We start from the raw sequence: 23,036 nt of genomic DNA, 5'->3' as shown, positions 1-23,036 counted from the left end.
AGTCCGGAAAAGGGGGATCAAACTAACAGAGCACTGTTGATCTTTTCCGAACTCCAACCCGGAAGGAGGCGTAAAGCGTGAGCGAACTGAACATCGCCCTGGCGCTGGTCGGCGCCACCGTCCTGATTATCGGGATGGTTTCCCGGCTGCTGAACCGAAGCATCCTGTCGCTGCCATTGCTGGCATTCCTGCTGGGGGTAATGGCAGGCCCGGTATTGGGCTGGCTGGACCCCACCGGCTGGGGGCATGAGATGAAAATCCTGGAGGAAGTCGCTCGGGTAAGCCTTGGGGTCAGCCTCATGGGTATCGCCCTGCGTCTGCCGCCAAGGTTCGTGTTTGATTACAGCCGTACCCTGACAGCCATTCTGGCGCTCGGAATGCCTCTGATGTGGCTTATAAGCAGCGGGTTGGCACTGGGATTCCTCGATGTGGCGCTAATGACTGCGCTTATGCTGGGAGCCTCGGTGTGTGCTACCGACCCGGTAGTCTCCAGTTCAATCGTCACTGGTGGGGTTGCAAACGAAAACCTGCCTGGCCGTTTCCGCCATACTCTGTCCGCAGAGGCCGCCCTTAATGACGGATTGGCCCTGCCGCTCGTCATGTTGCCGATTCTGCTGATTAAAAGTTCGGACACCGCGCTACCGGAATGGGTTGTCGACGTTCTCGGCTGGCAAGTGTTGGGGGGCGTTGCGATCGGCGCCCTGCTCGGCTACCTGGCCGGCAAGGCTCTGCGTGCGGCGGAGGCCCGCGATCTGATCGATCAACCCTCCTTCCTGGTGACCACCCTGGCGCTGACATTGCTGGCCCTGGGTGCCGCCAAACTCCTGGGGACGGACAGCATTCTGGCGGTATTTGTTACCGGCATCGCCTTTGATCAGCAGGTAGGTGGCAAAGACCGTAGTGAGGAGAGCGAAATTCAGGAGGCGGTGAATCTGTTCCTCACCCTGCCGGTATTCATGCTGGTGGGGTTGATGATCCCGTGGGCTGGCTGGCTGAATCTTGGCTGGGCCGGGCTGGGGCTGGTGCTAGCGGTGCTGGTACTGCGCCGCCTGCCAGTGATACTGCTGTTACGTCCTGCCATACGGCTTTGGCGGGACCTGCCGGTGGCCCTCCTGGCTGGCTGGTTCGGGCCAATTGGCGTGGCAGCGATTTTCTACGCCATGCTGGTGTACCGCGAGACCGGCAACGAAACGGTCTGGGTGGGCGCCAGCCTGCTGGTGGCCGCCTCGCTGGTGGTGCATGGCATAACTGCCGCACCGGTGGCGAAGTACTACGGCCGTCGCTACGGAGTCAAGCGTTCGTCTGTGGGTTAGCCGGCGGAGGAAAAAACGATAGAGAGTCCGAATGATTCAGAGCAATCAGCTTAACCCCGGCCTGATTGTCCGGGGTCCTGAAGTAGAGTGTCTGGTGAACGCGGGCCGTGGTTACGAGCAGGAACCGCAGCAGAAATCCTCCCCATGCTTGCCTTTGTTCTGGGCTTCATCCTGGCTCGCCTCGGCATTCTCGTTTGAGCCGGCCCCTTGTGCTGCAGTGGGTTCGGTTTCTGTGTCTTCTTTCTTAACGATGTTCAGGAATGACAGTGTCATTGGAGATCCTCTTTTGTCGCCACTTAATATATATTTCACATGAATGTTATAGGGCGACACCGATTCGGTCAAGCAGATTTTATTTTTTACAGACTCCCCCATATCCCGCTATCTTGACCATATTCAACGCGAAAGCACCTTCAGCCAGAAATGTCCCGTGACGGGCTGAAAAACCAACGGAGCTGGCACCTGATCATGACCGCTCTATACCAACTCGCAACACCCCTGCCTGAGGCCGAGCGCAATGTCAGGATCTACAGGGGTGAGCTGATCGTTTTCCGTGGTTTTGACGCAATGGCTCGACTTACTGATCAGTTGCGTGCGCATTGCGTCAGCCATCTAGGCAGTGAGCCAACCTGCGTCCACCAGTGGATGTCTTCCATGGAAATCGAACAGGCCACTGAGGCGTTGCGTGCGGCAATCAGAAAGGACAGCGACATGGATCTGGCATGGTGTCAGGTGCTTTCTGCTATCCATACCGATCTGGACGAGACCTACGGCGATGGCGGTGTCCTTCGTGTACAACCCCCCTGCTCGGGTGCAAAAGGTGAGCGTCTTGAACCGCTTCGCGCCCACAGGGACACCTGGGGTTCCAACCTTCCAGCACAGATCAATTGGTGGGCACCACTTTTCGACACCACGCCAGAACGAACACTCGCGCTCTTCCCGGGCTCGTTTACGCGGATTATCGATAACGACAGCGCTGACTGGGATTTCCAGGACATGGTGCAAGCGCACCGGGCGAAAAACGTTTCCGGTTACCCGCTTCTACCAACTGCGACAAAGGCGCCAAGCTGGGACGACGCCCTCGTGATCAGCCTGTTACCAGGTGACCTGCTTTGCTTTTCGGGCGCCCATCTGCATGCCAGCGTGCCCAACACCACCAGCGTGACCAGGCTGTCATTTGAAACTCGAACGGTGAATCGCTCTGATATGGCTGCCGGTTCGGGCGCGCCCAATGTTGATGGTTCAGCGCCGTTCATGACGCCCCAGATTTTCCGGCACCTCAAGAGCGGGCGGAAGCTCGGAGAGCTGGAGAGAAAATGACGTCGGCAGCCGTTCCACCTCTATAATGTCCATGGCAAATAAGGCAGACAAACGATGCAATGCGCTTTGGTTTATGACTTCGATGGCACCCTCGCAAAAGGCAATTGCGCCGAACACGGTCTGATGCCGGCACTGGGTTTGAGTGACAAGGAAGATTTCTGGCCCGAAGTACACCGAAAGAACTTTGAACGCGATGGCGACGAGATACTCACCTACCTGGGCGAACTCGCCAAACGCGCCCGCGATGTGGGCAAGCACGATGAGTTAACCCCGGACCGACTCAAAATGCATGGGGAATCCATACCACTGTTCCCCGGTGTAGAGAACTGGTTTGACGCCATCAATCGTTTTGCCAGTGATCATGGAATTGCCCTCAGCCATTACGTAGTCTCAAGCGGCCTGGAGGAAATGATTCGCGGGACCAGGGTGGCGAAACATTTCAAAAAGATCTTCGGATGCCGCTACCACTATGATGAAGACACCGGACACGCCAAGTGGCCCGCCGTTGCCATCGACTACACCACCAAGACCCAGTACCTGTTTCGCATCAACAAGGGCATTGAAAACAGCTGGGACAACGTAAAAATCAACGAATACACCGAACCCCATGAGCGACCTTTCCCGTTTGACCGAGTGATCTATTTTGGTGACGGAGACACTGATATACCGGCCATGAAGATGGTCAAGACTCAGGGCGGATGCAGCATCGCTGTGTTCGACGATGAGAAATGGGGTGAACCGCGAACTCAGGAAAAGATCGAGAAGCTGATTTCCGAGGAGAGAGCCAGCTATGTGGTGCCAGGTGACTACACCACTGGTAGCCAGCTGGATGTTACGGTCAGGGGAATTCTCAGGCTGTATTTGCGAAAACACAGATAGCCGGTGACCCATGGAATGAGGATGTATGGAGACAGCCAACAACATGAAATCAAGCTGCGGAATGCGACCTGACGTAGTCAGAAAGTGCTATTCAGGCCTTTTCGCGTTGTTTGCGCCTGGCCTTTTCGTAAAGATCCCGCAACGCCTTGGGCTTTTTGCCCTTGCCTGAGCCGTGAGATTCGAGGATACGCATCCAGATGGCCTGTTTTTCGTCAGCGGAGAGCTGTTTCTTAATCCGGTTTTTAGAAGGCTTCCGGGAGAGCGTTCCTCCCGGGCCTTCATCACTAACGTCAGGGGCGCGCTTCCAGAACGATGTTGAACGGCGTTTCGGCAGCTCTTCGAACGGAACGGAAACCTCCGTTTTTAATCACCTCCGTCAGTTTGCGTTCTCCTGCCTGGGCACCAAGCGCGAAGCCGGTCTGTTGCGCCAGTGCCGTAGGCACGCAGATACTGGTTGAGGCTGCATAGAACAATCGCCCTACCGGATTGAAGTTATCGCTGAGCTCATCGGCAGCCATAGGCTCAACCACCATCCAGCTACCATCCGGCTTGAGCTTTTCGAAGACGTGAGCAGCCGTTCCGACCGGATCCCCCATATCGTGCAATGCGTCGAAACAGGTCACCAGATCAAAATCTCCTTCCTCGAAATCGCTCGCTGTGGCCTGCTCAAAGCGTACCCGGCGTGAATCCAGGCCATGCTCGTCACGATGCGCATTGGCCGCATCAATGGAGCCACCATGGAAGTCGTACCCGATGAACGTTGAATTCGGAAATGCAGCCGCCATCAACAGCGTGGAGTGGCCATGGCCACAGCCCAGATCGGCCACCTTCGCTCCGCGTTCGAGCTTCTCGACCACGCCATCCAGTGCCGGCAGCCAGTTCTGTACCAGGTTATGCACGTAGCCCGGGCGGAAAAACCTGGCAACAGCACAGAACATGCAGTGAGCCTGGTCACCCCAGGCAACGCCCTCCCCCGTCCGAAACCCCTCACGCACCTTGGGCTCGTTCTCAAAGGTGGTGAAGGCGTTCTCGAAGCCTCCGATCATGTAGACCGGGCTGTCTTCATCCGCAAACACCATGGCCTGTTCCGGAGGCAGCCGGAAGCGTTTGGTTGAGGGGTCATAATGCAGATAGTTCGAAGCCGCGTGGTGGGCCAGCCATTCGCGCAGGTACCGCTCGGAACAGCCGGTTCGCTCGGCAAGTTCGGAGGAGGTTGCGGGCCCTCCGCTGCGCAACTCCCGATACAGGCCGAGCTTGTCGCCAATCTTGACCAACGCTGCACTGTACGCGCCACCAAGGTCACCCAGAACCTGCCCCACAAAGGCATTGAGCTTGCTTTCATCAAATGTCGTAATCGCTTCCACGATCGTTCTCCCATAGATAATAGAGGTTTGAAATTGTCGCTGCGGACATCTCTATAGTGGGGGGAGTCGCCTTTCGGCTGAATGATCATCCGTCCGGCGTGTATGACTGAATTACCGAACCTGTTGAATGGAGCGTTCACGACGCCACATGGCAGGCGGCTGGCCGACCGCACGTTTGAACGACCGGCTGAAGGCCTCTTCTGATTCATAACCCACTTCACGGGCGATGGTGACCATCTTGGCGTTGCTTTCCACTAACAGGTTGGACGCAACCTGCATGCGCCAGCATCTCAGATACTGCATGGGAGGCTGCCCGACCAGTTCGACAAACCGGTCCTGAAGTGCAGAGCGTGAGAGGCCGGCATGGCTGGAGAGTTTTTCCAGTGTCCAGGCTTCTGCCGGCTGGCTGTGCATTGCGGTGAGCACCCGGCCAACATGCCGATCACGCAACGCGGCGAGCCATCCGGTCTGGCTCTTCGACAGTGTGCTGAGATGGAGCCGGATGAGATCAACAAACATCATTTCGCTCATACGTTCCAGAACAGCTTCGCCGCCGGGCCGAGCGGTGCGGGACTCCGTTTCCGCAAGCCGGGCAAGCTGAACGGCCCAGCTGTCTACCGATAACTCTGTGGCACGGGCATGAACCACCCGTGGCAGCGCAGAAAGCAAGGGATTGAACGGGCCGCGATCGCAACCCAGAAAACCGCACAGCAATCTGGCGCTGGGCGGATTTGATACGGTATCGGGGCAAGGTATTGCCGGCTGGATGTGCCGATCATCTTGCTGGCGAACCATGAACGGTAAGCCTTCGCGCTTCTTCAGGTTTGCCATCAGGAATGGCAGATCAGGCTCTGCTCGCAACCCGGGGACACTGGACATCACATGGGGATCACCGTGGGGGAAAAGGATGACATCCCCCGCATTCATCTGAAACTGCGGCTCCCCTGTTATCCCGGCCCAACAGGTTCCGCCCAGTACGATATGATATTCCATCATGTGTTCAGACGCCGGCATAACGGCGCTGGAGATCAGCACCGACGCTGGCGCTTCGGTAACCCAGGCTCCGACACATTCCACATTGAAAAACAGAGCTCCGCGCAGGCGAATACGGCGAAGTAATCCGGAAAGCACATCCTCACTCATGATTGTTGCTCCGGCTGATAGTTGTTGCCCAGACCAACACCTGAATTTCTGATCAAATTCTATTCAACCATAATGGGAGAGAAAAAGCGCTTCCCTATATTATTCTGTTCGCCAGGGCCTGCAACCCCAGCGAGATGGCGATCAGGACCGCAGCAGCGGCAAGACTGGCGATCACCGCATGGCGCCGCCATAGATCTTCCGCCCGGCTGCCGAACCGCAGGATCAGCCACGCCAAGCCATAGTAGCGGATACCGCGGGCAATCAGAGCCGCCAGTACAAACAGGTAAATCGGGTAGCCGGCCGCGCCTGCAGTGATCATGGCAATCTGAAACGGAACGGGCACTATACCGAGGGCAAGTATGGCCACAAAGCCGTGCTGATCGAAGAATGTCTGAAAGGACTCGTAGCCGCTCTGCATTCCCATACTTTCGATAAACCAGACACCCACGGACTGGTACAGCGCCATGCCCACCCCATAGCCCACCAACGCCGCCACCAGGCAGCCGAGGGTGGTAGCTGCAGCCAACCGCCAGATGCAATCCCGGTTGAGCGCCATTAAAGGGATCAGCACCACTTCGATGGGGATGGGAACGATGATGGTTTCCAGGAAGGACACCACCCCCAGAAACCACATTATGTGGTGGGAATCGTTTATGCGATCGAACCACCGCTGTGCACGTCTGGACCTGAATTTCATAGTGAAACGGGTTCCGGCCTACGGATGGATGCGACGGTATATTGCTTCCAGCAGGCTATAGATGCCGAAAGCGAACAAACCTGAGGCGACCAGTACCAGCAGGGTCTGACCGAATATCTGACTGCGTATCATGGTGAAGACTTCGGCGATACCGCCGGCCTCATCGGGATCGAACTGGTAAGCCGCCATGATAAAGAAGGCGCCAACGATCGCGAAAACCAGTCCGCGGACTATCAGGCCAAACCGGCAGATGGGATAAGCCCAATACTGGACTTGGGTCGGCATGTTGAAGTGGCGGTCAAACTGCGTTTTCACTGCTTTGATCACATGGGCGACGCCGGCTCCCACAAGTGCGACCCCCACCGCTGCAACAAGCCACCGACCAAAGGACTGACTCATCAGCCAGGTAGCGGCGTCTTTGGACCCGCTGCCCGAACCGCCGGACGAACTGTCCAGGGTGAATATCAGGCTGACTGCAAAGAATGCGAGCATGATATGCGTCATGGCGCTTATCAGGAGGGCGGCACGGACCACGATGCCTTTGGCATCCATGCCGTGATGATCAGTATCCTTGATCGCCTGGATTCCGCGCCAAAGGGCAAATCCCAGGAGGCCGGCAACCATGATTCCGAGCAGCACGTCACCCCAGGGAGCAAACAAAATGCGTTCAAGAGCACCACGGCTACCGGTCGTTTGCCCGCCCTGCCCGACGACAGCCAACGCAGCCAGCCCGCCTACCAGCAGATAGACAATACCCCGGGCTCCATACCCTGCCCGTGCCAGGATGGTGATCGCATCACGGTGATCCGGTGTGTTACTGCTTGTCGTCATAACAATTCCCTGTTTACGATGGCAGTGTGTCGGGGAAGATTCTGATCCGTGGCCGAGGTGCTATCTTAACTCTAGTCATGAGAGTCTGCGTTTACTAGCCGATGGCACTATCTCTCTATTAACTCTCTGAGCAGGCCGCCAGTAAATCGCCTGGCAATCCTCACCGACGGTGGTGATGGATTATTTCGTTAAAGGATCATATCGAGGCGTCCAGATGATTGAGAACTTCCCCCACTGGCTGCCCATTGGGGCTTCCCAGGCCACCCTGAACATCATCCTGCTGGGCGTTATTCTGTCCGCCAGCATTTTTGCTGACGCCCTTGCCCATCGCACAAGGGTTCCGCGGATCTCCATTCTGATGCTGGTGGGCATTGCTATCGCCTTCGTTCAACAGGTGTGGATAGGTGCTCAAGATAACGACGTGCTCGGCGGGCTAAGCGAGCCAATGATCCAGCTCGCACTGGTGATGGTGGCTTTTCTTCTGGGCAGTGAATTGGAGTTGCGTCGACTGCGCAATACCGGCCCACTGATTCTGGTAATTTCCCTGTTCGTGATTATCGGCGGCGGTCTCCTGGTAGGTGCTGGTTTGCTGATGCTGGGGTTTCCCCTAGTGGTTGCCGTATCGCTGGCGGCCATTTCAGTGGCAACAGATCCTGCCGCTGTGAGCGAATCGGTTCGCGAGAGAGGGAGTGCCGGACTGGTGCCCAGGATATTGCTGGGTATTGTTGCTATTGATGACGCCTGGGGCATTGTCGTTTTCGGGCTGAGTATGTCCGTTCTCGGCTGGGTGATTGGCGGTGATGGTCAGGTTGCTTTGCTGCATGCCCTGTGGGAGATGGGCGGCGCGATATTGCTGGGGGTCACCGTTGGCCTGCCAGCCGCATGGCTGACTGGTCGCCTCAAATCGGGGGAGCCCACTCAGGTGGAAGCCATTGCGATAATACTGTTGCTGGCCGGGCTTTCCTCGCTGCTGGGTGTTTCCGCCCTGCTTGCCTCCATGATTGCCGGAAGCCTGGTGGCCAATCTGGCCTATCACCATACCCGGTCATTCCGGGAGATTGAGCATATTGAATGGCCATTTCTGGTGTTCTTCTTTGTGCTTTCCGGAGCCAGCATTGATCTTTACAGGGTGGATGACGCAATACTGCTGACCCTCGCCTATGTTTTGCTGCGTTTGGCCGGCCGGGTGTTGGGCGGCTACTTTGCAGTAATGTTCAGCCCTGCAAGGCACGAGGCACTACCCCGGAATATCGGCCTGGCCCTGACACCGCAGGCAGGTGTAGCGATCGGTATGGCACTGCTGGCTGCGGAACGCTTTCCGGAATACCGCGATTCTATTCTCCCGGTCGTGGTCGCCTCTACCATTGTGTTTGAGCTGTTTGGCCCGGTATTTGTGAAGCGGGTTTTACGTTAAAAAAAAGGGAGGTTGTTATGAAAACCATTGGCCTTCTCGGCGGCATGAGCTGGGAATCGACTCAAACCTATTACCGCCTGATCAATGAGGGTGTGAAAGCCCGCCTGGGAGGGCTGCACTCGGCAAAACTGGTGCTCTACAGTGTCGATTTTGCCGAGATCGAAGCGCTTCAGCACAGGGGCGACTGGGCCGCGACCGCCCGGATACTGTCCGACGCGGCTCTGTCATTGCAAAAAGCCGGCGCAGATTTTCTGGTAATTGGCACCAACACCATGCACAAGGTGGCGCCAGAAATTGAACAGACTGTTCGTCTGCCCCTTCTCCATATTGCCGATGCCACAGCACAAGTGCTGGCGCAGGATCGCATCACTCGCGTGGGCCTGCTCGGTACTCGATTTACCATGGAGCAGGCGTTTTACCGCGAGCGCCTGGAAGCAGCAGGCATTGCAGTGCTCACGCCGGATCAAGCCCAGCGGGATTCAGTTCACCGGGTCATCTACGAGGAGTTGTGCCAGGGCGAGATTAACCCGGATTCCCGTCAGGCCTATCTCGATATTGTCGCCTCGCTTTCAGAGCGCGGTGCACAGGCGGTTATTCTGGGGTGCACCGAAATCGGCCTACTGATCCGCCAGGCAGATACCTCTGTTCCGCTTTACGACACTACGGAAATTCATGCCGCCCAGGCGGTTGAGCAGGCACTCGTTTGACACTGGTCGAGCTATGAAAAAGCGACCTTCAGGCCAATGCTCATCATCAGCAAAGCAAAGATGTTGTTCTGAGCTTTCTGATACCTGGCATTCTCAGCGGTAATGGCCCACAACCCGCGCCCTATAAGTGCATAGGCAAGATCAAATACAAACCCGGTCAGCACAAGAATCGCCGCCAGCACGGCAAACTGACCCGCCACTCCGGAAAGCTCCGGGCGGATGAATTGGGGGAGCAGTACTGAGCAAAAAATCAGTGATTTCGGATTGAGCAGGTTGGTTGCGAGCCCCCGGCGGAAAGCAGCGAGGTACCCGGATTTTGCCATCCCGGCCGCTGCCAGGTCATTGGTTGCCGGCAAAACGCTGGCTTTTCCCAGAAGCTGCCAGCCCAGGTAGAGCAAGTAGGCAGCACCGACCAAACGAACCGTATGGTATGTCCAGGGTTGTGAAACAAAAAGTGCGGCAAGCCCTACGGCCGCCAGCAATACGTGGATGGATCTGGCAACCGCAAGACCCACTGCAGTGGCAATGGCGCGCCTTGGACCTTCGCTGACGGTCGTGCCCAGAACCAGAATCATGTCTGGCCCTGGAACAAGGTAGATTGCGACAAGGGCCATCGTAAACAGAAAAAGGCCATCCATAGATTCGCATCGCTGTTGTTGAAATCGATGCGTCCAGTATACCCATGACCCTTTGGCGAAGGGTTGCTTTATAAGCCACAAAATGGTTTAAAGTTGGCACCTATAATCACGAATACTCACTAGACCGACCAATCATGCCAAATTTCAAGTTTGACCGATTCGACCGGAAGATTCTGGAGACACTGCAGGCAAACGGCCGCCTGCCAAATATCGACTTGGCCGCAGACATAGGCTTATCCCCTTCCCCCTGCTCACGCAGGGTGCGCCTGCTTGAAGAATCTGGCGTGATAAAGGGTTACAGCGCGGTTCTGGACCAGGAAAAAGTGGGTTTGGGGCTTACCGTATTCGTAGGTATCAAAGTGGAGCGGCATCGTGAGAAAGAAGCGGAGGCCTTTCGCGAAGCGGTCAGTGTTTTACCGGAAGTCGTTATGGCCCACCTTGTTTCGGGCGAATCTGATTTCCTGCTGCAGGTGGTAGTTCCGGATCTGCGGGCCTATGAAAACTTCCTGACCAATACGCTGCTCAAGTTACCGGGAATCCGGGATATTCGCAGTAACTTTGCGATTCAGACCGTTAAGCCACAGACACCGCTGCCACTGATACACCTGCCAGGCTAGGAAGTGATCTGCTTATACAGACGGTACCAGCGATAAGCACCCACAGTCAGGGTCATCGACAGCAGCGTCCAGCCTGCAAACGCCAGTAGCACGACTATTGGAATTGACATGGTTCCTCCTCCGTTCCTACAGCCAGACCAGGGATTTGATCCGGAGCCCGGGCGTCTTCCCTGTCACCGCATGGGGCTCCGCTTTAACCGGTTTTTGAACTCAACCCGGCCGGATGTTCTGGTTTACCCGGAAGAAGTTTCCCGGATCGTACTTTGCCTTGATCTGCGCCAGTCGCGGGTAATTGGGCCCATAGGTGGCCTGTATTCGCTCGTTACCCTCTTCCATCATGAAGTTGATGTAGGCACCACTGGCACTGTATGGATGAACTGCTTCCCAGTAGTCACGCGCCCATTGGGTTACTGTTGCCGCATTTTCGGGCTCGGCATCAATTCCGGCGATGACCATGGACCAGTTCGCATCGCGACAACTCCAGGCCATGGCGTTACTATCCGTGTCGTGTACCGCGCCATTGATCGGGTACAGGTGCATCAGTGAGAGCCCGTCCGGCGCCTTTGAGGCATGTTTGATGTGGACGTCTATCGCCTCGTCCGACAACTCTTTAACGAAGTCCCCCTTCCAATACCACTGCAGTCCTTCAGGCAGGATGGGGTCGAAGGCAGACTGCCAGATGGGAAACGGCATCTGAGTCATCCCATCCAATAGTGGTTCGGGCAGTGCCTCGTAGACCGGTCGCATTGCTTCGACACCTTCTTCTTCGGTGCCGTTGTAACAGGTCATGAGAGCAACAATAGGCCGACCCCAGAGAGCCTCAGGAAAGAGCTCTGCATTCGGCACACGCTTGAGACCGAGGAACATGCCCATTTCGCGCGGCGCCCTGGGCAGGAAATCGCGATACCAGGCCATAATCTGGCGGGCATCGGCCAGATCCCAGAATATTGGGCCAGCATAAACGTCCTTCACAGGGTGCGCCTGGAAGAGAAAGCTGGTCACAACGCCAAAGTTCCCGCCACCGCCGCGAATGGCCCAGAACAAATCCTCATTCTGGTTGATATTGGCTGTGAGAATGCGTCCGTTGGCAAGCACGACTTCGGCTTCCAGCAGATTGTCCACGGTCAGGCCATGTAACCGGCTCAGGTAGCCATGCCCGCCACCCAGGGTCAGTCCGGATATCCCGGTGGTGCTTACAATGCCTGCCGGTACCGCCAGGCCATAAGCGTGGGTGGCGTGATCCAGGTCGCCCTGAGTGCACCCCGGCTGGGCCCTGACGGTGGCGTTGTCCGGGTCTACGTAAACTCCTTTCATTCGGGATAGATCAATCAGCAGTCCATCGTCGCAACTGCCGAGCCCAGGGCCGTTATGGCCGCACCCCCGCACTGCAACAAGCAGGTTCTGGTCGCGCCCGAAACCCACGGCCAAAGCCACGTCTGCGGTATCGCAACAGCGGACGATTAGCCTGGGACGCTTATCGATCATGGCGTTGTAGAGGGCGCGCACATGGTCATAATCGGCATCTCCAGGGTTCAGAACATCTCCCCGGAAGGAGCGTTTCAGTTGATTAATGGTTTCGGTATCCATGGTGATCGCCTCCCTGGTACCGACAATGTATGGAGTACCCGGCCAACTGTGGTTGGCCTCAATGCATACGGTACTCAGGGGCCCTATGCGTCGTCATGAGGCGAATGTCCCAAATGGAAATATGAAATGGTCTGAAACGGGACAAGTGTCCTAGTGGCTGCCAAATCCCGCTTCCCGGGCCCTGACAATCAGTTGGGAACGCGTGGAAATATTCAGCTTACTGCAGATATTAGTGACATGATTGCGTGCCGTTTTGGGGGCAATAGCCAATCTTTCCGCGATTGCATCATTCGATAAGCCCTGGGCCACCTCGTTCAAAACAGCACATTCACGGTGGGTCAGGCACTCGAATTCCGGGGGTGGCTCAGGGTGGTCGCTCACCTGGCTTGTGAGGAATCTGCGAAATTCCGATACAAAGGTGGGCCAGCCAGGATCATCCGGCTGCAGAATATGACTTTTGCCTTCAAGTGGCAGAAAGTGAGCACCAGAAATGTGGGCAGCGAGTTCACGGCCCAATTCAAAAGGGACCATCTGGTCACCCTTTATATGAACGACCAGCGCAGGAGCCCGGATTTTTCCCAACTGATCCCTGACGTCGACAGCATGGAAGGCGTGCCAGAGACGGACTGCGGTTACTGGCTCTGTGGTAATTCGTTGCAGCTCAGACCACCAGGCAACCTGGTCACGAGCCTCGGGGGGCGACATCAGGCGAGCAAATACCTCACGAAAGGCGCCATGGTGCTTCCCCCACCCTACTTTGATCATACCTTCCAGAGCCCGTGCCTCTTCCGTTCTGAATTCGGGAATATCACTGGTGTAAGCGCCATGGGCGTAGGCGTTATAAAGTACAAGTCGGCTAACACGCTCCGGGTGGCGGGCAGCGTAGGCAGCTGCAACAGGTCCGCCCTGGCAGATACCCAGCAGGGGAAACCGCCGCCATCCCAGAGCATTGGCCACAGCTTCCAGATCTTCAATCCAGACCCCAACCCCCTGCTCGGCCACCCCGTGATCCGACAAGCCTGAACCGCGCATGTCAAAACGCGCAAGGGTGTGCTCACGCGTCAACTCCCTCAGCCAGTGCTTCCAGATGGGGCTGTCCCAGTCATGTTCAACATGTGTCATCCAGCCACCCACACGCATCAACGGGGGGCCACGTCCTGCCGTAGCGTAGGCGATACAGACACCATCCTTGCTTGTACAAAAATTGATCTTTTGCCTCATACACTGAAAGTAGACCAGATTTAGTTTGCTTTTCAACACATCGTCACCGGCAACAGTTACTCCCAACAGTTACTCCGATGCCCCTCCCGGTCCATCGCAAACGTGCCGCCATACTGTGCAGTTTTTCATAGTCTGCTTTTTGTTAATTTAAAGTGTGTAACTGCACCAGGGACAGCCGCAGCCAATGGCTCGGTCGGCTCTTCCCGCCCCATCAATGGCACAAGGAGGATTTTGCCATGCACGCACCATTAAAGATCTCGCTGATCGGCGTTTTATTGACCACCGGTATTTTGCTGCAGGGATGTTCCGATAGCAGTGAGGAAGAGCAGCCCATGTCGCAGAACGAGGCGACAACGGATGAAACCACCAATGAAACAGAAGGCGCCACTGAAACCACGTCCAGTGAGCGCACGAGTGCGCCGGCAGACGCCGAAGTGACCATAGTGAGCCCGGAGGATGGTGCTACCGTGACCAGTCCGGTGACTGTAGAGTTCGCGCTGGAAGGTATGAACGTTGCCAAGGCGGGTACCGACGATGAGAATAGCGGCCACCACCACCTGCTGGTCGATCTGGATGAGCTGCCGCCCATGGATGCGCCACTGCCTTCTACGGAACAGGTAGTTCACTTCGGTGGTGGCCAGACCAGTACCGATCTGGAACTGGAGCCCGGTGAACATACCCTGCAACTGCTCTTGGGGGACCACATGCACGTGCCGCACGAGCCTCCGGTTATGTCGGAAAAGATCACTATCACCGTAGAGTGATCCTGGAAACAGGCTCGAACGGTGCAGAGGGTACGGAGTCGTCGGGAAACGATCGCGCCTTTACTGCGATTTAATTCGCACAGTCTGGTAATGAGCCATTGAAGAGCGCATCGTGAGCGGCTCCTGATCCCCATGTTTTGGGGTGCACCGACGTTCTGCGATGAGCTATCCATGACCACCGCTACCTGGTTTATCTTACTTGGCTCGCTGCTATTGGTAGTGGGCTTCACCGCTTCCTACATCAAAACCGTACCGGCCACCTCAGCCATTGTGTATCTCTTCATCGGCTTTGTGGTCGGCCCCATGGGCTTTGGCCTGTTCCATTTCAATCCGCTGGAAGAATCAGCGCTGCTTGAGTTGCTGACTGAAATCGCCGTGCTGATTTCGCTGTACTGTGCGGGAGTGAAGATGCCCGCACCGGTCACCTTCAAGCGCTGGCGCAATCCCCTGCAACTGGCGGTTGTTTCAATGACGCTGACCGTTGGCCTGGTGGCGCTCTTTGGTTATTACTGGCTCGCGCTGCCCCTCGGTGCCGCCGTCCTGCTCGGTGCTGTGGTGGCCCCGACCGACCCCGTGCTTGCCACGGAGGTGCAGGTTCGCCACGCCGATGATCCGGACCGGCTGCGGTTTGCCCTGACCTGCGAGGCCGGTATCAACGACGGCAGCGCCTTTCCCTTTATCATGCTGGGGCTTGGCCTGCTGGGCCTCCACGATCTCGGCGATGACGGTTTGCGCTGGCTGGTGGTTGATGTGGCCTGGGCTACCGGTGCCGGGATTGGCATTGGCGTCCTGGCTGGCTACGCCGTTGGCTGGCTGGTGCAGAGACTGCGAACCACGTTTACCCAGTCCGAGTTCCTTGAGAGTTTTCTGGGCCTGGGGCTGATTGCATTCGCCTATGGCGCCAGCCTGTTGGTGAATGCCTGGGGCTTTCTGGCGGTTTTCAGTGCCGCAGTGGCATTACGGCATACGGAGTTGAAACTGACCGGCCTGATGCAACGGTACGCCGACCCGACCTCCGGAGAAACACAGCCCGGCGAGGAACCCCAGGCGATAGCCCATGTGCATCAGAGCTCACTGGTATTCAACGAACACCTCGAAAGATTGGCCGAGATCGTGTTGGTGTTATTGATTGGTGGCTCGCTTTTCTGGGACTCCTGGAGCTGGCGAGCCGTAGGATTCGCCGCTTTCCTGTTCTTTATCGCGCGGCCTATCAGTGTCCATATCGGCTTGCTCGGGACCAATGCCCCCATGCGTATGCGTAACCTTGCAGGCTGGTTCGGGGTACGCGGCATTGGCTCACTCTACTACCTGATGTATGCCATCCAGCATGGACTGCCAGAAGAGATCGCACTGGAATTGATTCACCTGACCCTGGTGGTAGTAGCCTTGTCGATCGTGGTTCATGGCGTGAGCGTCAAGCCCGCGATATCCCGCTTCTGGCGTGCGCGGAAATCGACCAGCTGAGAATTGGACACTGGCGGCCGATGGTTCCTATACTCGAAGTTCATTCAGCTGGAAGACTTTATTTATGCGCGTTTTCGCCAATCCCGTCGGCTCCGGCTCCCTCTGGTTTGATAATCTCACCACCGCGGACGGAACCCCCGTCGCCTATGATCCGCAGGCGCGGGCCTTCCTGCCGATGCCGCCCTTTTGCGCCAATCGGGATGTGATTGGCTGTAACTGGATTGCGCCCGAGCAAGGCGCCTTCTGCCGCTCCTGTGCCATGACGGCGCTGGCACCGGATCCGTCCATTCATAATGCCATGCCGAACTGGGCGCAAACCGAGGCAGCCAAACGCTGGGCGCTCGACAACCTGGGCCGCTGGCACTGGTTCCGTCCGGAAGACCCTGGCGCACGGCCCGTTTTCCATATGCTCGCGGAAGGCCCCACGCCTGTACCCATGGGCCATGCCCAGGGCGTGGTGACGATCAGTGTGGCCGAGGCAGATCCGGTGCTTCGAACAACCCGCCGGGAAGCCCTTGAAGAGCCCTACCGCACCATGATTGGCCACATGCGCCATGAGATCGCCCACATGCTTTGGTGGCGCCTGAGCCTGCGAGAGGACTTCCTGGATGCGTTCCGGGCGATGTTCGGTGATGAGCGCATCAGCTACCCCGGGGCGCTTCAGCATCACTATGAGAATGGACCGCCGCAGGACTGGAAGCATTACTACCTGACCAGCTATGCCTCTGCCCACCCCCATGAGGACTGGGCCGAGACCACTGCCCACTTGCTTCACCTGACCGACCTTACCGACAGCTTCGTGGCCGGAGGCCTGACCTCACCACAGGTTCCGGGCACCAACTGGGATCCGTATACGGAACCGGATGCCCAACGGCTGATTCACATCGCAGCTTCCATCGCGGTGGGTGTGAATCACGTGAACCGATCTATGGGCCTGGAGGACCTTTATCCCTTCGTGCTCTCGGATTTCGCACGCCACAAGCTTTCCTTTGTCCATGACTGGCTGCGCCGGGGTGCCCAGGGGCTTTGAATGAATCGAAGCCGGCAAGTAGCACGGCGGGCCAATCCGCATCACAGGCGCCACCGTAACTCTTTTAAATAATCAAGGAGTCGGCCCTATGAGCAACCCCGTAATCGCAGACAATAAACCCAAAAAGGTCTCCCTGAAGAAAGGCGAGGAGTACCTGTTCTGCACGTGTGGGCGCTCCGGTGACCAACCTTTCTGCGATGGTTCCCACGCCGATACGGACTTCACACCCAAAAGTTTCGTGGCGGACAAGGATGAGGACGCGGTTCTTTGCCAATGCAAATACACCGGCGATGCCCCTTTCTGCGATGGTACCCACAATCAGTTCGACAAGGACCAGGTGGGCAAGGAAGGCCCTGATGAGGATGGTGAGGAAGAGGAACCCGATAGCGCTCCAGAGGCGAAAGCAACACGGGACGAACCAACCGTCGCGTTTATCCACCAACTTGCCCGCGAAGGCCTGAGCAACATGGGGCCGCACGGGCCCACAACAGCGATGGGGGTGCCCCGCCACAGCCTTCCCCACTGGGATGACCTCCAGCTCATGGTGGCGCAGCTGGCCAGCAAGCCATTGATGGAAGACGCAGACGTAGCCACTGAGCTGGTCATCGGCCCGGAAGCGAGAAAGCCGTTAACCCTGAGCATGCCTCTGTTCGTCTCTGACATGAGCTTTGGCGCGCTGTCTGAAGAGGCAAAAATAGCGTTGGCACGTGGCGCCGAAATGGCCGGCACGGGCATTTGCTCTGGTGAGGGTGGCATGCTGCCAGAAGAGCAGCAGGAGAATTCCCGTTACTTCTACGAGCTGGCCAGCGCCAAATTCGGCTATGACGAAAAGCTGCTGAACCAGGTTCAGGCATTTCACTTCAAAGGCGGACAGGGCGCAAAAACAGGCACCGGGGGACACCTGCCCGGTAACAAGAACACCGGCAGAATTTCGAAGGTGCGAGGTATCAGGGAGGGAGAAAATGCAGTCTCCCCACCCACCTTTGAGGACTTGCAGTCGGTGGAGGATTTCCGGCAATTCGCCAGCCGGGTACGGGAGATTACCGGCGGTATCCCGGTGGGTTTCAAGCTCAGCGCCAATCACATTGAACGGGATGTACAGTTTGCCCTGGATGCCGGCGCCGATTACATCATCCTGGATGGCCGTGGCGGAGGAACCGGTGCTGCCCCCGAGATGTTCCGGGACCATATCAGTGTTCCCACCATTCCCGCCCTGGCCCGCGCGCGGCGCTACCTGGATGATCACGGCGCCAGTGGCCGGGTTACCCTGATTGTGACAGGTGGTTTGCGGGTACCTGTTGATTTCGTCAAGGCCATGGCACTGGGAGCCGACGGCGTTGCCATAGCCAACAGTGCCATGCAGTCAATCGGATGCGTAGCGGCACGAATCTGCAATACCAACAACTGCCCTGCCGGTATCGCAACTCAAAGGAAGGACTTGCGGCAACGACTCAACGTAGATAAGTCGTCTGATCAGCTTAAAAACTTCCTTGAGGCCTCAGTCTCTCTTATGAAGGTAATGGCCCGAGCCTGTGGCCACGACAGCCTCAGCAAGTTCAACAAGGAAGACCTGGCAACCTGGCATCGGGAAATGGCGCTTTTGAGCGGCGTTCGCTATGCCGGGCTGATGGACCCTTCCGCCTGAGGAGCCGAGGCTTGAAAAGGGCGATTCAGCGATCGCCCTGCTCCCGCTCCTTCCCTTCGCGGATATTTTCGCTGGCTTCCTGTACCTCTTCGCTGTCGGCCTCGGGCACCTCGTGCTCGTCCTTACGCGAGGGGCGATAACACAGCGTTACCAGTATGGGAAAGTGATCAGAGCCGAATGCTTTGAGCCGGCGGATATCCTTGAGGGTGAAGTGCTCGGTGATGAAGACATGGTCCAGCGGCCAACGGAGGTACCACCGTTCCGCATGAAAGGTACTGAATGTGCCCCGGCCGCGACGCGGATCCAGCATACCGCTGATGTGACAGAACAAACGCGTGGTTCTCGACCAGGCAACATCATTCAGATCACCGGCGACTATTGCAGGATAGCCTCCTTTTTCGACCTCTTGCCCCACCAGCAGAAGTTCTGCATCACGCCACAGGGATTCCTCGCTTTCGCTGGGCGCGGGCGGGCGCGGGTGGAGGGCATGTAAACGGATACGATCGCCGCTGGGCAACTTCAGCCAGCCATGTATGGAGGGGATATCGTCCTGAATCAGGTACTTCACTTCTGCTTCTTCAAGAGCCAGACGAGAATAGAGGTGCATACCGTAAAGGTTGTCCATGGGTATACGAATAATCGTATGCCAGTCGCCAAAGGCAGCATCGAGCTGATCACCCCACCATTGGTCTGATTCCAGAGTCAGCAGCACATCCGGCTGCTGATCCCGCACCTGGCGGATCAGCCCTTCGCTGTTGCGATTGGTGGTGAGCACATTGGCCACCATCAAGGTAACGCAGCGTTCTTCGTTTCCGGGCTCAGCATTCTGAACCTGAAGGGGCCAGAACCTTGTCCACGGCAATATCCGGTATGACTGCAGCACCAATACCACGGCGCACAGTGAGAGAACCCATATCTGCTTTTCGCCCTGCCCGAGCAGCAGAGCCGCAACAGCAGTGATCACGGCCAACGTGACTATCTGTACTCGCGGAAACTCACAGGCACGTACCCACCAGTCATGAAGCCGTACTTTGCCGAGCACAGTGACTGCCAGCAGCACCAGCGCCACAGCCAACAGTGTATAGGTCATCAGAAGGCCTCCTTGGCATTATTGCCTTTATGCCAACCTACACAATAAATCAGGCGGGTGCACGGGATCTCTCCCGCTCTGCCAACACCCTGACCCGTTCAAAGTCCTCTTCGCTGAATACGCCATTTACCCCAGAAATGGCCGCCAGCTTCATGCCGTGCTTGAGACCGAGCCGGTAGATTTCCCTGACTTTTTCCCACTCGATGTTGCGGCCCAGGGTAAAGTTCTCGAACCGACCTTCCAGTGTCAGCACAATGGTCTCGGCCAGGCAGGCGTAGGCAATTCCTTTGGGCAAGCCGATGTCTTTCATGGCCACATGGCCGGGAAGCTCGATTTCGCCTGACTCGATCACCATGACGTCCGGCCGTTTGGCAACGTCTTCCGGGGGGATGTCCAGCGGCCGCGCAACATCCGTGATCACGCAGCCAGGTTTTACCCGCATGATGTCCAGCACCCGCTTTCCGGCGCCGGAGGTAGCTGTCACGATCATGTCCATGCTTTCCAGGTCGCGGTCGGCAGCGCCCGCCACATGAACAATGGCGCCCTCCGTCTCCCGCTCTATGGTTTCTTTCAGGGCGAGGAGTTTTGCCGGTTCGGGCGCCGCCAGGTAGATTTCATCCACGGCCTTGGCCAGCAGACGTGCGCAGACGGAACCAATGGCGCCGGTTGCGCCTACTACCATGGCTTTGCCCGCCATCTTGCCGCTGGGACCTATGCCTACCAGCCCTATTTTCTTCACCGCCTCGTGGGCCGCCCACAGGGCCCCGGACGCGGAGTAGCTATTGCCCGTTGTAATCGGCAATGGTGCACGCTTGGCAACAGTAATGCCTGCGTCTCCCACCACTTTGGTAAAGGCGCCAAGGCCCATGATCTGTGCACCGAGTTTTTTTGCCAGCCCGGCAGCGGCCAGCAGGCGGCTGTAAGTGAATTCCGGGCCATGAGCCATGATTTCCCGTGGCGTGCCACCGACGGTAATCAGCCAGCCTTCGGCTTCGTCCCCGGTTGGTGATTGCACGCCGGTGACTTTGCAGTAAATGAATGGCGGGGTATAAGCCACTGCCTTCTCCACCATGTTCATGACAACCGGCGGCGAAACGCTGGCAATCCAGTCCAGGGGCGGTGTTTTGGTCAGGTACTGCTGCGACAGGGGGTGAATAACGAAGGCGAAGCGGTTAATCCGGCGGTACCCATCGGGGTAGAGAATCCGCGGTTTGAGTCCCAGGGTTTCAATAACCTCCAGAAGATCATCCGGCCCCATTTGTTCCGGAGTGCGGGCCAGTGCCGCGCTGATCATCGCTTCCAGGACGTTCACGCCCACCGGCCGGCCATTCAGCCAGGGGCTGTAGTCCACCACCATGGCCACACGCCGGGAGCGCATCCAGTCCAGGGTCTGGTCATTCACCCTGGAAGTGATGACCGTTTTGCCATCCAGCTGCTCGTGGCTGAAATCTCCCAGTTCATCCACCGCAGCAACGATAACGTGGGCGCTTTTCACCGCCTCACGCAGCGACCCGGCAACCAGCTTTTCACCGAGGCGGAACAGTGGTAAATGCCGGATAAACTCTGCCGCCCTTGCTGTCGCCGGCTTGAACATCATCGGGGCACTTAGTCCGGTGTAGGTTTCAAGCTGGCCCAATGACGTCAGCAACCTGGGCACCCCGAAATCCGTGTAGGGGTCTGCGAACAACAGGTTGTCTGTGTACTCCGACAGAGCCCTGGCAACGCGATAGCCGGCCTGGCCGTTCATGAACAGCACCCGGGCATTGTCGAAGAAATGGCCAAGCTCGGACTGGGTGTGTCGAACCGCCCACTCCTGCAGAATACCCCGCAATTTCGCGCCGGTTGTGACCGGCTTGTCCGGAACGCTGGCCTTCAGACGGGTGATGTCCGGATGCTCCAGTGTCTCGCGGCCGGCGTGATACTGGTCATGGATCGTGCTCAGGCCAATGGCGTCCGCCTCTGTTTTCACGGAATCCAGAACGGCCTCGGCCCGTGACAGGTCGCCGTCCGTTCCGACACGGATGATGCGGAAAGACTGCCCAAGAAATTCAGTCTCAAAATCATAGTCAAACTCGGATGATCTCTGGCTGACACTCACCACGGTTTTCATGATTATCCCTTCCAGAATTAACGGTTGTTATAGTCTCCAGAATAGATGACTGCATCTGTTACTGTTATATCCCAGATCAAATTTCGATCTGAGATTCTGCGTCTACAATTAAAAATCAGCTGAAAGCCATTTTTGACTCATCAGGCACTTAAAGGAGATCACCATGACCATTCAGGACGAACTCAATGCGACAATCAAGGCCCTGGTTCAGCCGGGCAGAGGCATTCTGGCGGCAGACGAAAGCAACCCCACCATTGCCAAGCGTTTCAAGGCTGTCGGAGTTGAGTCCACGGAAGAGAACCGGCGACAGTACCGCAGCCTGATTCTTGGCGCAGAGGGTCTGGGCGAATTTGTCAGTGGCGTCATCCTGTTTGAGGAAACCCTGGAACAGCATGCGGATGATGGCACTGCCCTGGCCTCGGTAGCCGCCAGCCAGGGTGTGGTTCCCGGCATCAAGGTTGACAAGGGCAAGGGTCCGATGGTGAATGCACCCGGAGACGAGATTACCGAAGGGCTTGATGGATTGGCCGGGCGGCTGCAGCACTACAAGGAACTGGGTGCGCGGTTCGCCAAGTGGCGTAACGTGTATCACATCACCGACATCAACCCGAGCCGGACCGCCATCGAGGCCAATGCCGAGGTGCTGGCCCGCTACGCAGCAATCTGCCAGTCCTGTGGAATAGTGCCGATCGTGGAACCGGAAGTGCTGATTGATGGCAGCCACACCATCGAGCGCAGTGCCGATGTGAACGAAGCCGTCATCAGCGAGGTTTTCCACGCCCTGCGACGCCATCGGGTTGAACTGGAAACCATGATCCTCAAACCCAGCATGGTCACTCCAGGCAATGCCACCGGTAAAAAGGCAAGCCCGGAGGAAGTGGCGGAGCATACGCTGAGAGTTTTCCGGCGAGTCGTTCCGGCAGCGGTTCCAGGCATCAACTTTCTGTCTGGTGGCCAGACCCCGGAAGAAGCGACCCTGAATCTCAATGCCATGAACAGTGGCTCCGCTCAGCCCTGGAACCTCAGTTTCTCCTACGGCCGCGCGTTACAGGAGCCGGCACAAAAGGCCTGGGCCGGCATTTCCTCGAACCGGGAGGCTGCCCAGGCTGCCCTGGTGAAAAGGGCCAGGCTCAACAGCCTGGCGACCCTTGGGCGCTATTCAGCGGATCTGGAGGACTGACCGCATGGGCCAGCCCTCTGTC

General features: G+C 57.3%; 21 protein-coding genes. 11 read left to right on the top strand and 10 right to left on the bottom strand.

Annotated elements, in window-relative coordinates:
* The first annotated feature begins 77 nt into the window (after positions 1-77).
* Positions 78-1,313: a cation:proton antiporter domain-containing protein gene (locus tag QPL94_RS16760; RefSeq protein ID WP_285358940.1), complete on the top strand. Its 1,236-nt coding sequence runs from the start codon at positions 78-80 to the stop codon at positions 1,311-1,313.
* Between the two features lie 111 nt (positions 1,314-1,424).
* On the opposite strand, the gene QPL94_RS16755 is transcribed toward QPL94_RS16760, so the two are convergent.
* The gene (locus QPL94_RS16755) at positions 1,425-1,586 is read right to left on the bottom strand and encodes a CCGSCS motif protein (RefSeq protein ID WP_285358938.1); all 162 of its coding nucleotides are present in this window, start codon (positions 1,584-1,586) and stop codon (positions 1,425-1,427) included.
* Between the two features lie 195 nt (positions 1,587-1,781).
* Between QPL94_RS16755 and QPL94_RS16750 the strand changes: the two genes are divergently transcribed.
* Positions 1,782-2,633, top strand: coding sequence for a phytanoyl-CoA dioxygenase family protein (locus QPL94_RS16750; RefSeq protein WP_285358936.1), 852 nt, complete (start codon positions 1,782-1,784; stop codon positions 2,631-2,633).
* A 54-nt stretch (positions 2,634-2,687) separates the two neighbouring features.
* Positions 2,688-3,512 carry an HAD family hydrolase gene (locus tag QPL94_RS16745; protein WP_285358935.1) on the top strand — a complete coding sequence of 275 codons (825 nt, stop codon included), beginning with the start codon at positions 2,688-2,690 and terminating at the stop codon, positions 3,510-3,512.
* Positions 3,513-3,802: 290 nt separating this feature from the next.
* On the opposite strand, the gene QPL94_RS16740 is transcribed toward QPL94_RS16745, so the two are convergent.
* From QPL94_RS16740 to QPL94_RS16725, 4 genes are all read right to left on the bottom strand, one after another.
* Complete coding sequence (locus tag QPL94_RS16740; RefSeq protein WP_285359337.1) at positions 3,803-4,867, bottom strand: class I SAM-dependent methyltransferase; 1,065 nt, start codon at positions 4,865-4,867, stop codon at positions 3,803-3,805.
* A gap of 120 nt (positions 4,868-4,987) precedes the next feature.
* The gene (locus QPL94_RS16735) at positions 4,988-6,019 is read right to left on the bottom strand and encodes an AraC family transcriptional regulator (RefSeq protein WP_285358934.1); all 1,032 of its coding nucleotides are present in this window, start codon (positions 6,017-6,019) and stop codon (positions 4,988-4,990) included.
* A gap of 94 nt (positions 6,020-6,113) precedes the next feature.
* Entirely contained in the window at positions 6,114-6,716 is a 603-nt protein-coding gene (locus QPL94_RS16730; RefSeq protein WP_285358933.1) for a YqaA family protein, read from the bottom strand.
* A gap of 18 nt (positions 6,717-6,734) precedes the next feature.
* The gene (locus QPL94_RS16725) at positions 6,735-7,547 is read right to left on the bottom strand and encodes a DUF1206 domain-containing protein (RefSeq protein WP_285358932.1); all 813 of its coding nucleotides are present in this window, start codon (positions 7,545-7,547) and stop codon (positions 6,735-6,737) included.
* Positions 7,548-7,761: 214 nt separating this feature from the next.
* Between QPL94_RS16725 and QPL94_RS16720 the strand changes: the two genes are divergently transcribed.
* Entirely contained in the window at positions 7,762-8,961 is a 1,200-nt protein-coding gene (locus QPL94_RS16720) for a cation:proton antiporter (protein WP_285358931.1), read from the top strand.
* A 17-nt stretch (positions 8,962-8,978) separates the two neighbouring features.
* A complete protein-coding gene (locus QPL94_RS16715; RefSeq protein ID WP_285358930.1) occupies positions 8,979-9,668 on the top strand; it encodes an aspartate/glutamate racemase family protein in 690 nt (229 codons plus the stop codon).
* A gap of 11 nt (positions 9,669-9,679) precedes the next feature.
* Here QPL94_RS16715 and QPL94_RS16710 read toward each other — a convergent pair whose 3' ends face one another.
* Positions 9,680-10,306: a LysE family translocator gene (locus QPL94_RS16710; RefSeq protein ID WP_502881556.1), complete on the bottom strand. Its 627-nt coding sequence runs from the start codon at positions 10,304-10,306 to the stop codon at positions 9,680-9,682.
* Between the two features lie 134 nt (positions 10,307-10,440).
* Here QPL94_RS16710 and QPL94_RS16705 point away from each other — a divergent pair, with 134 nt between their 5' ends.
* A complete protein-coding gene (locus tag QPL94_RS16705; protein ID WP_285358929.1) occupies positions 10,441-10,923 on the top strand; it encodes an Lrp/AsnC family transcriptional regulator in 483 nt (160 codons plus the stop codon).
* Positions 10,924-11,133: 210 nt separating this feature from the next.
* Here the strand turns inward: QPL94_RS16705 and QPL94_RS16700 are convergent, their stop codons facing one another.
* Together QPL94_RS16700 and QPL94_RS16695 are read right to left on the bottom strand one after the other, a co-directional pair.
* Positions 11,134-12,510, bottom strand: coding sequence for an FAD-binding oxidoreductase (locus tag QPL94_RS16700; RefSeq protein ID WP_285358928.1), 1,377 nt, complete (start codon positions 12,508-12,510; stop codon positions 11,134-11,136).
* A gap of 150 nt (positions 12,511-12,660) precedes the next feature.
* On the bottom strand, positions 12,661-13,632 hold the full coding sequence (locus QPL94_RS16695; protein WP_285358927.1) for an alpha/beta fold hydrolase: 972 nt from the start codon (positions 13,630-13,632) through the stop codon (positions 12,661-12,663).
* Positions 13,633-13,967: 335 nt separating this feature from the next.
* Between QPL94_RS16695 and QPL94_RS16690 the strand changes: the two genes are divergently transcribed.
* The 4 genes from QPL94_RS16690 (at position 13,968) to QPL94_RS16675 (ending at position 18,634) form a co-directional block, all read left to right on the top strand.
* Positions 13,968-14,495 carry a DUF4399 domain-containing protein gene (locus QPL94_RS16690; protein WP_285358926.1) on the top strand — a complete coding sequence of 176 codons (528 nt, stop codon included), beginning with the start codon at positions 13,968-13,970 and terminating at the stop codon, positions 14,493-14,495.
* 171 nt (positions 14,496-14,666) lie between these two features.
* Positions 14,667-15,959 carry a cation:proton antiporter gene (locus QPL94_RS16685; RefSeq protein ID WP_285358925.1) on the top strand — a complete coding sequence of 431 codons (1,293 nt, stop codon included), beginning with the start codon at positions 14,667-14,669 and terminating at the stop codon, positions 15,957-15,959.
* A gap of 64 nt (positions 15,960-16,023) precedes the next feature.
* Complete coding sequence (locus tag QPL94_RS16680) at positions 16,024-16,989, top strand: zinc-binding metallopeptidase family protein (RefSeq protein ID WP_137434151.1); 966 nt, start codon at positions 16,024-16,026, stop codon at positions 16,987-16,989.
* A 34-nt stretch (positions 16,990-17,023) separates the two neighbouring features.
* Positions 17,024-18,634 carry a glutamate synthase-related protein gene (locus QPL94_RS16675; protein WP_350310652.1) on the top strand — a complete coding sequence of 537 codons (1,611 nt, stop codon included), beginning with the start codon at positions 17,024-17,026 and terminating at the stop codon, positions 18,632-18,634.
* A 25-nt stretch (positions 18,635-18,659) separates the two neighbouring features.
* Here QPL94_RS16675 and QPL94_RS16670 read toward each other — a convergent pair whose 3' ends face one another.
* On the bottom strand, positions 18,660-19,724 hold the full coding sequence (locus QPL94_RS16670; RefSeq protein WP_285358924.1) for an endonuclease/exonuclease/phosphatase family protein: 1,065 nt from the start codon (positions 19,722-19,724) through the stop codon (positions 18,660-18,662).
* Between the two features lie 49 nt (positions 19,725-19,773).
* Positions 19,774-21,834, bottom strand: a complete 2,061-nt coding sequence (locus QPL94_RS16665) for a DUF8754 domain-containing protein (RefSeq protein WP_285358923.1) — start codon at positions 21,832-21,834, stop codon at positions 19,774-19,776.
* 163 nt (positions 21,835-21,997) lie between these two features.
* On the opposite strand from QPL94_RS16665, the gene QPL94_RS16660 reads away from it, so the two are divergent.
* Positions 21,998-23,014 carry a class I fructose-bisphosphate aldolase gene (locus QPL94_RS16660; protein WP_285358922.1) on the top strand — a complete coding sequence of 339 codons (1,017 nt, stop codon included), beginning with the start codon at positions 21,998-22,000 and terminating at the stop codon, positions 23,012-23,014.
* Positions 23,015-23,036: the final 22 nt, after the last annotated feature.

The organism is Marinobacter sp. SS13-12, assembly GCF_030227115.1.
GTDB lineage: Bacteria > Pseudomonadota > Gammaproteobacteria > Pseudomonadales > Oleiphilaceae > Marinobacter.
Note: the sequence above shows the minus strand (reverse complement) of the source record. Positions and strands in the feature narration are given on the sequence as shown.

Coding starts and splice junctions, on each gene's coding strand:
- QPL94_RS16755 (WP_285358938.1), bottom strand. CDS start 1,586: ATGACACTGTCATTCCTGAACATCGTTAAGAAAGAAGACACAGAAACC.
- QPL94_RS16750 (WP_285358936.1), top strand. CDS start 1,782: ATGACCGCTCTATACCAACTCGCAACACCCCTGCCTGAGGCCGAGCGC.
- QPL94_RS16745 (WP_285358935.1), top strand. CDS start 2,688: ATGCAATGCGCTTTGGTTTATGACTTCGATGGCACCCTCGCAAAAGGC.
- QPL94_RS16735 (WP_285358934.1), bottom strand. CDS start 6,019: ATGAGTGAGGATGTGCTTTCCGGATTACTTCGCCGTATTCGCCTGCGC.
- QPL94_RS16730 (WP_285358933.1), bottom strand. CDS start 6,716: ATGAAATTCAGGTCCAGACGTGCACAGCGGTGGTTCGATCGCATAAAC.
- QPL94_RS16725 (WP_285358932.1), bottom strand. CDS start 7,547: ATGACGACAAGCAGTAACACACCGGATCACCGTGATGCGATCACCATC.
- QPL94_RS16720 (WP_285358931.1), top strand. CDS start 7,762: ATGATTGAGAACTTCCCCCACTGGCTGCCCATTGGGGCTTCCCAGGCC.
- QPL94_RS16715 (WP_285358930.1), top strand. CDS start 8,979: ATGAAAACCATTGGCCTTCTCGGCGGCATGAGCTGGGAATCGACTCAA.
- QPL94_RS16710 (WP_502881556.1), bottom strand. CDS start 10,306: ATGGATGGCCTTTTTCTGTTTACGATGGCCCTTGTCGCAATCTACCTT.
- QPL94_RS16705 (WP_285358929.1), top strand. CDS start 10,441: ATGCCAAATTTCAAGTTTGACCGATTCGACCGGAAGATTCTGGAGACA.
- QPL94_RS16700 (WP_285358928.1), bottom strand. CDS start 12,510: ATGGATACCGAAACCATTAATCAACTGAAACGCTCCTTCCGGGGAGAT.
- QPL94_RS16695 (WP_285358927.1), bottom strand. CDS start 13,632: ATGACACATGTTGAACATGACTGGGACAGCCCCATCTGGAAGCACTGG.
- QPL94_RS16690 (WP_285358926.1), top strand. CDS start 13,968: ATGCACGCACCATTAAAGATCTCGCTGATCGGCGTTTTATTGACCACC.
- QPL94_RS16685 (WP_285358925.1), top strand. CDS start 14,667: ATGACCACCGCTACCTGGTTTATCTTACTTGGCTCGCTGCTATTGGTA.
- QPL94_RS16680 (WP_137434151.1), top strand. CDS start 16,024: ATGCGCGTTTTCGCCAATCCCGTCGGCTCCGGCTCCCTCTGGTTTGAT.
- QPL94_RS16670 (WP_285358924.1), bottom strand. CDS start 19,724: ATGACCTATACACTGTTGGCTGTGGCGCTGGTGCTGCTGGCAGTCACT.
- QPL94_RS16665 (WP_285358923.1), bottom strand. CDS start 21,834: ATGAAAACCGTGGTGAGTGTCAGCCAGAGATCATCCGAGTTTGACTAT.
- QPL94_RS16660 (WP_285358922.1), top strand. CDS start 21,998: ATGACCATTCAGGACGAACTCAATGCGACAATCAAGGCCCTGGTTCAG.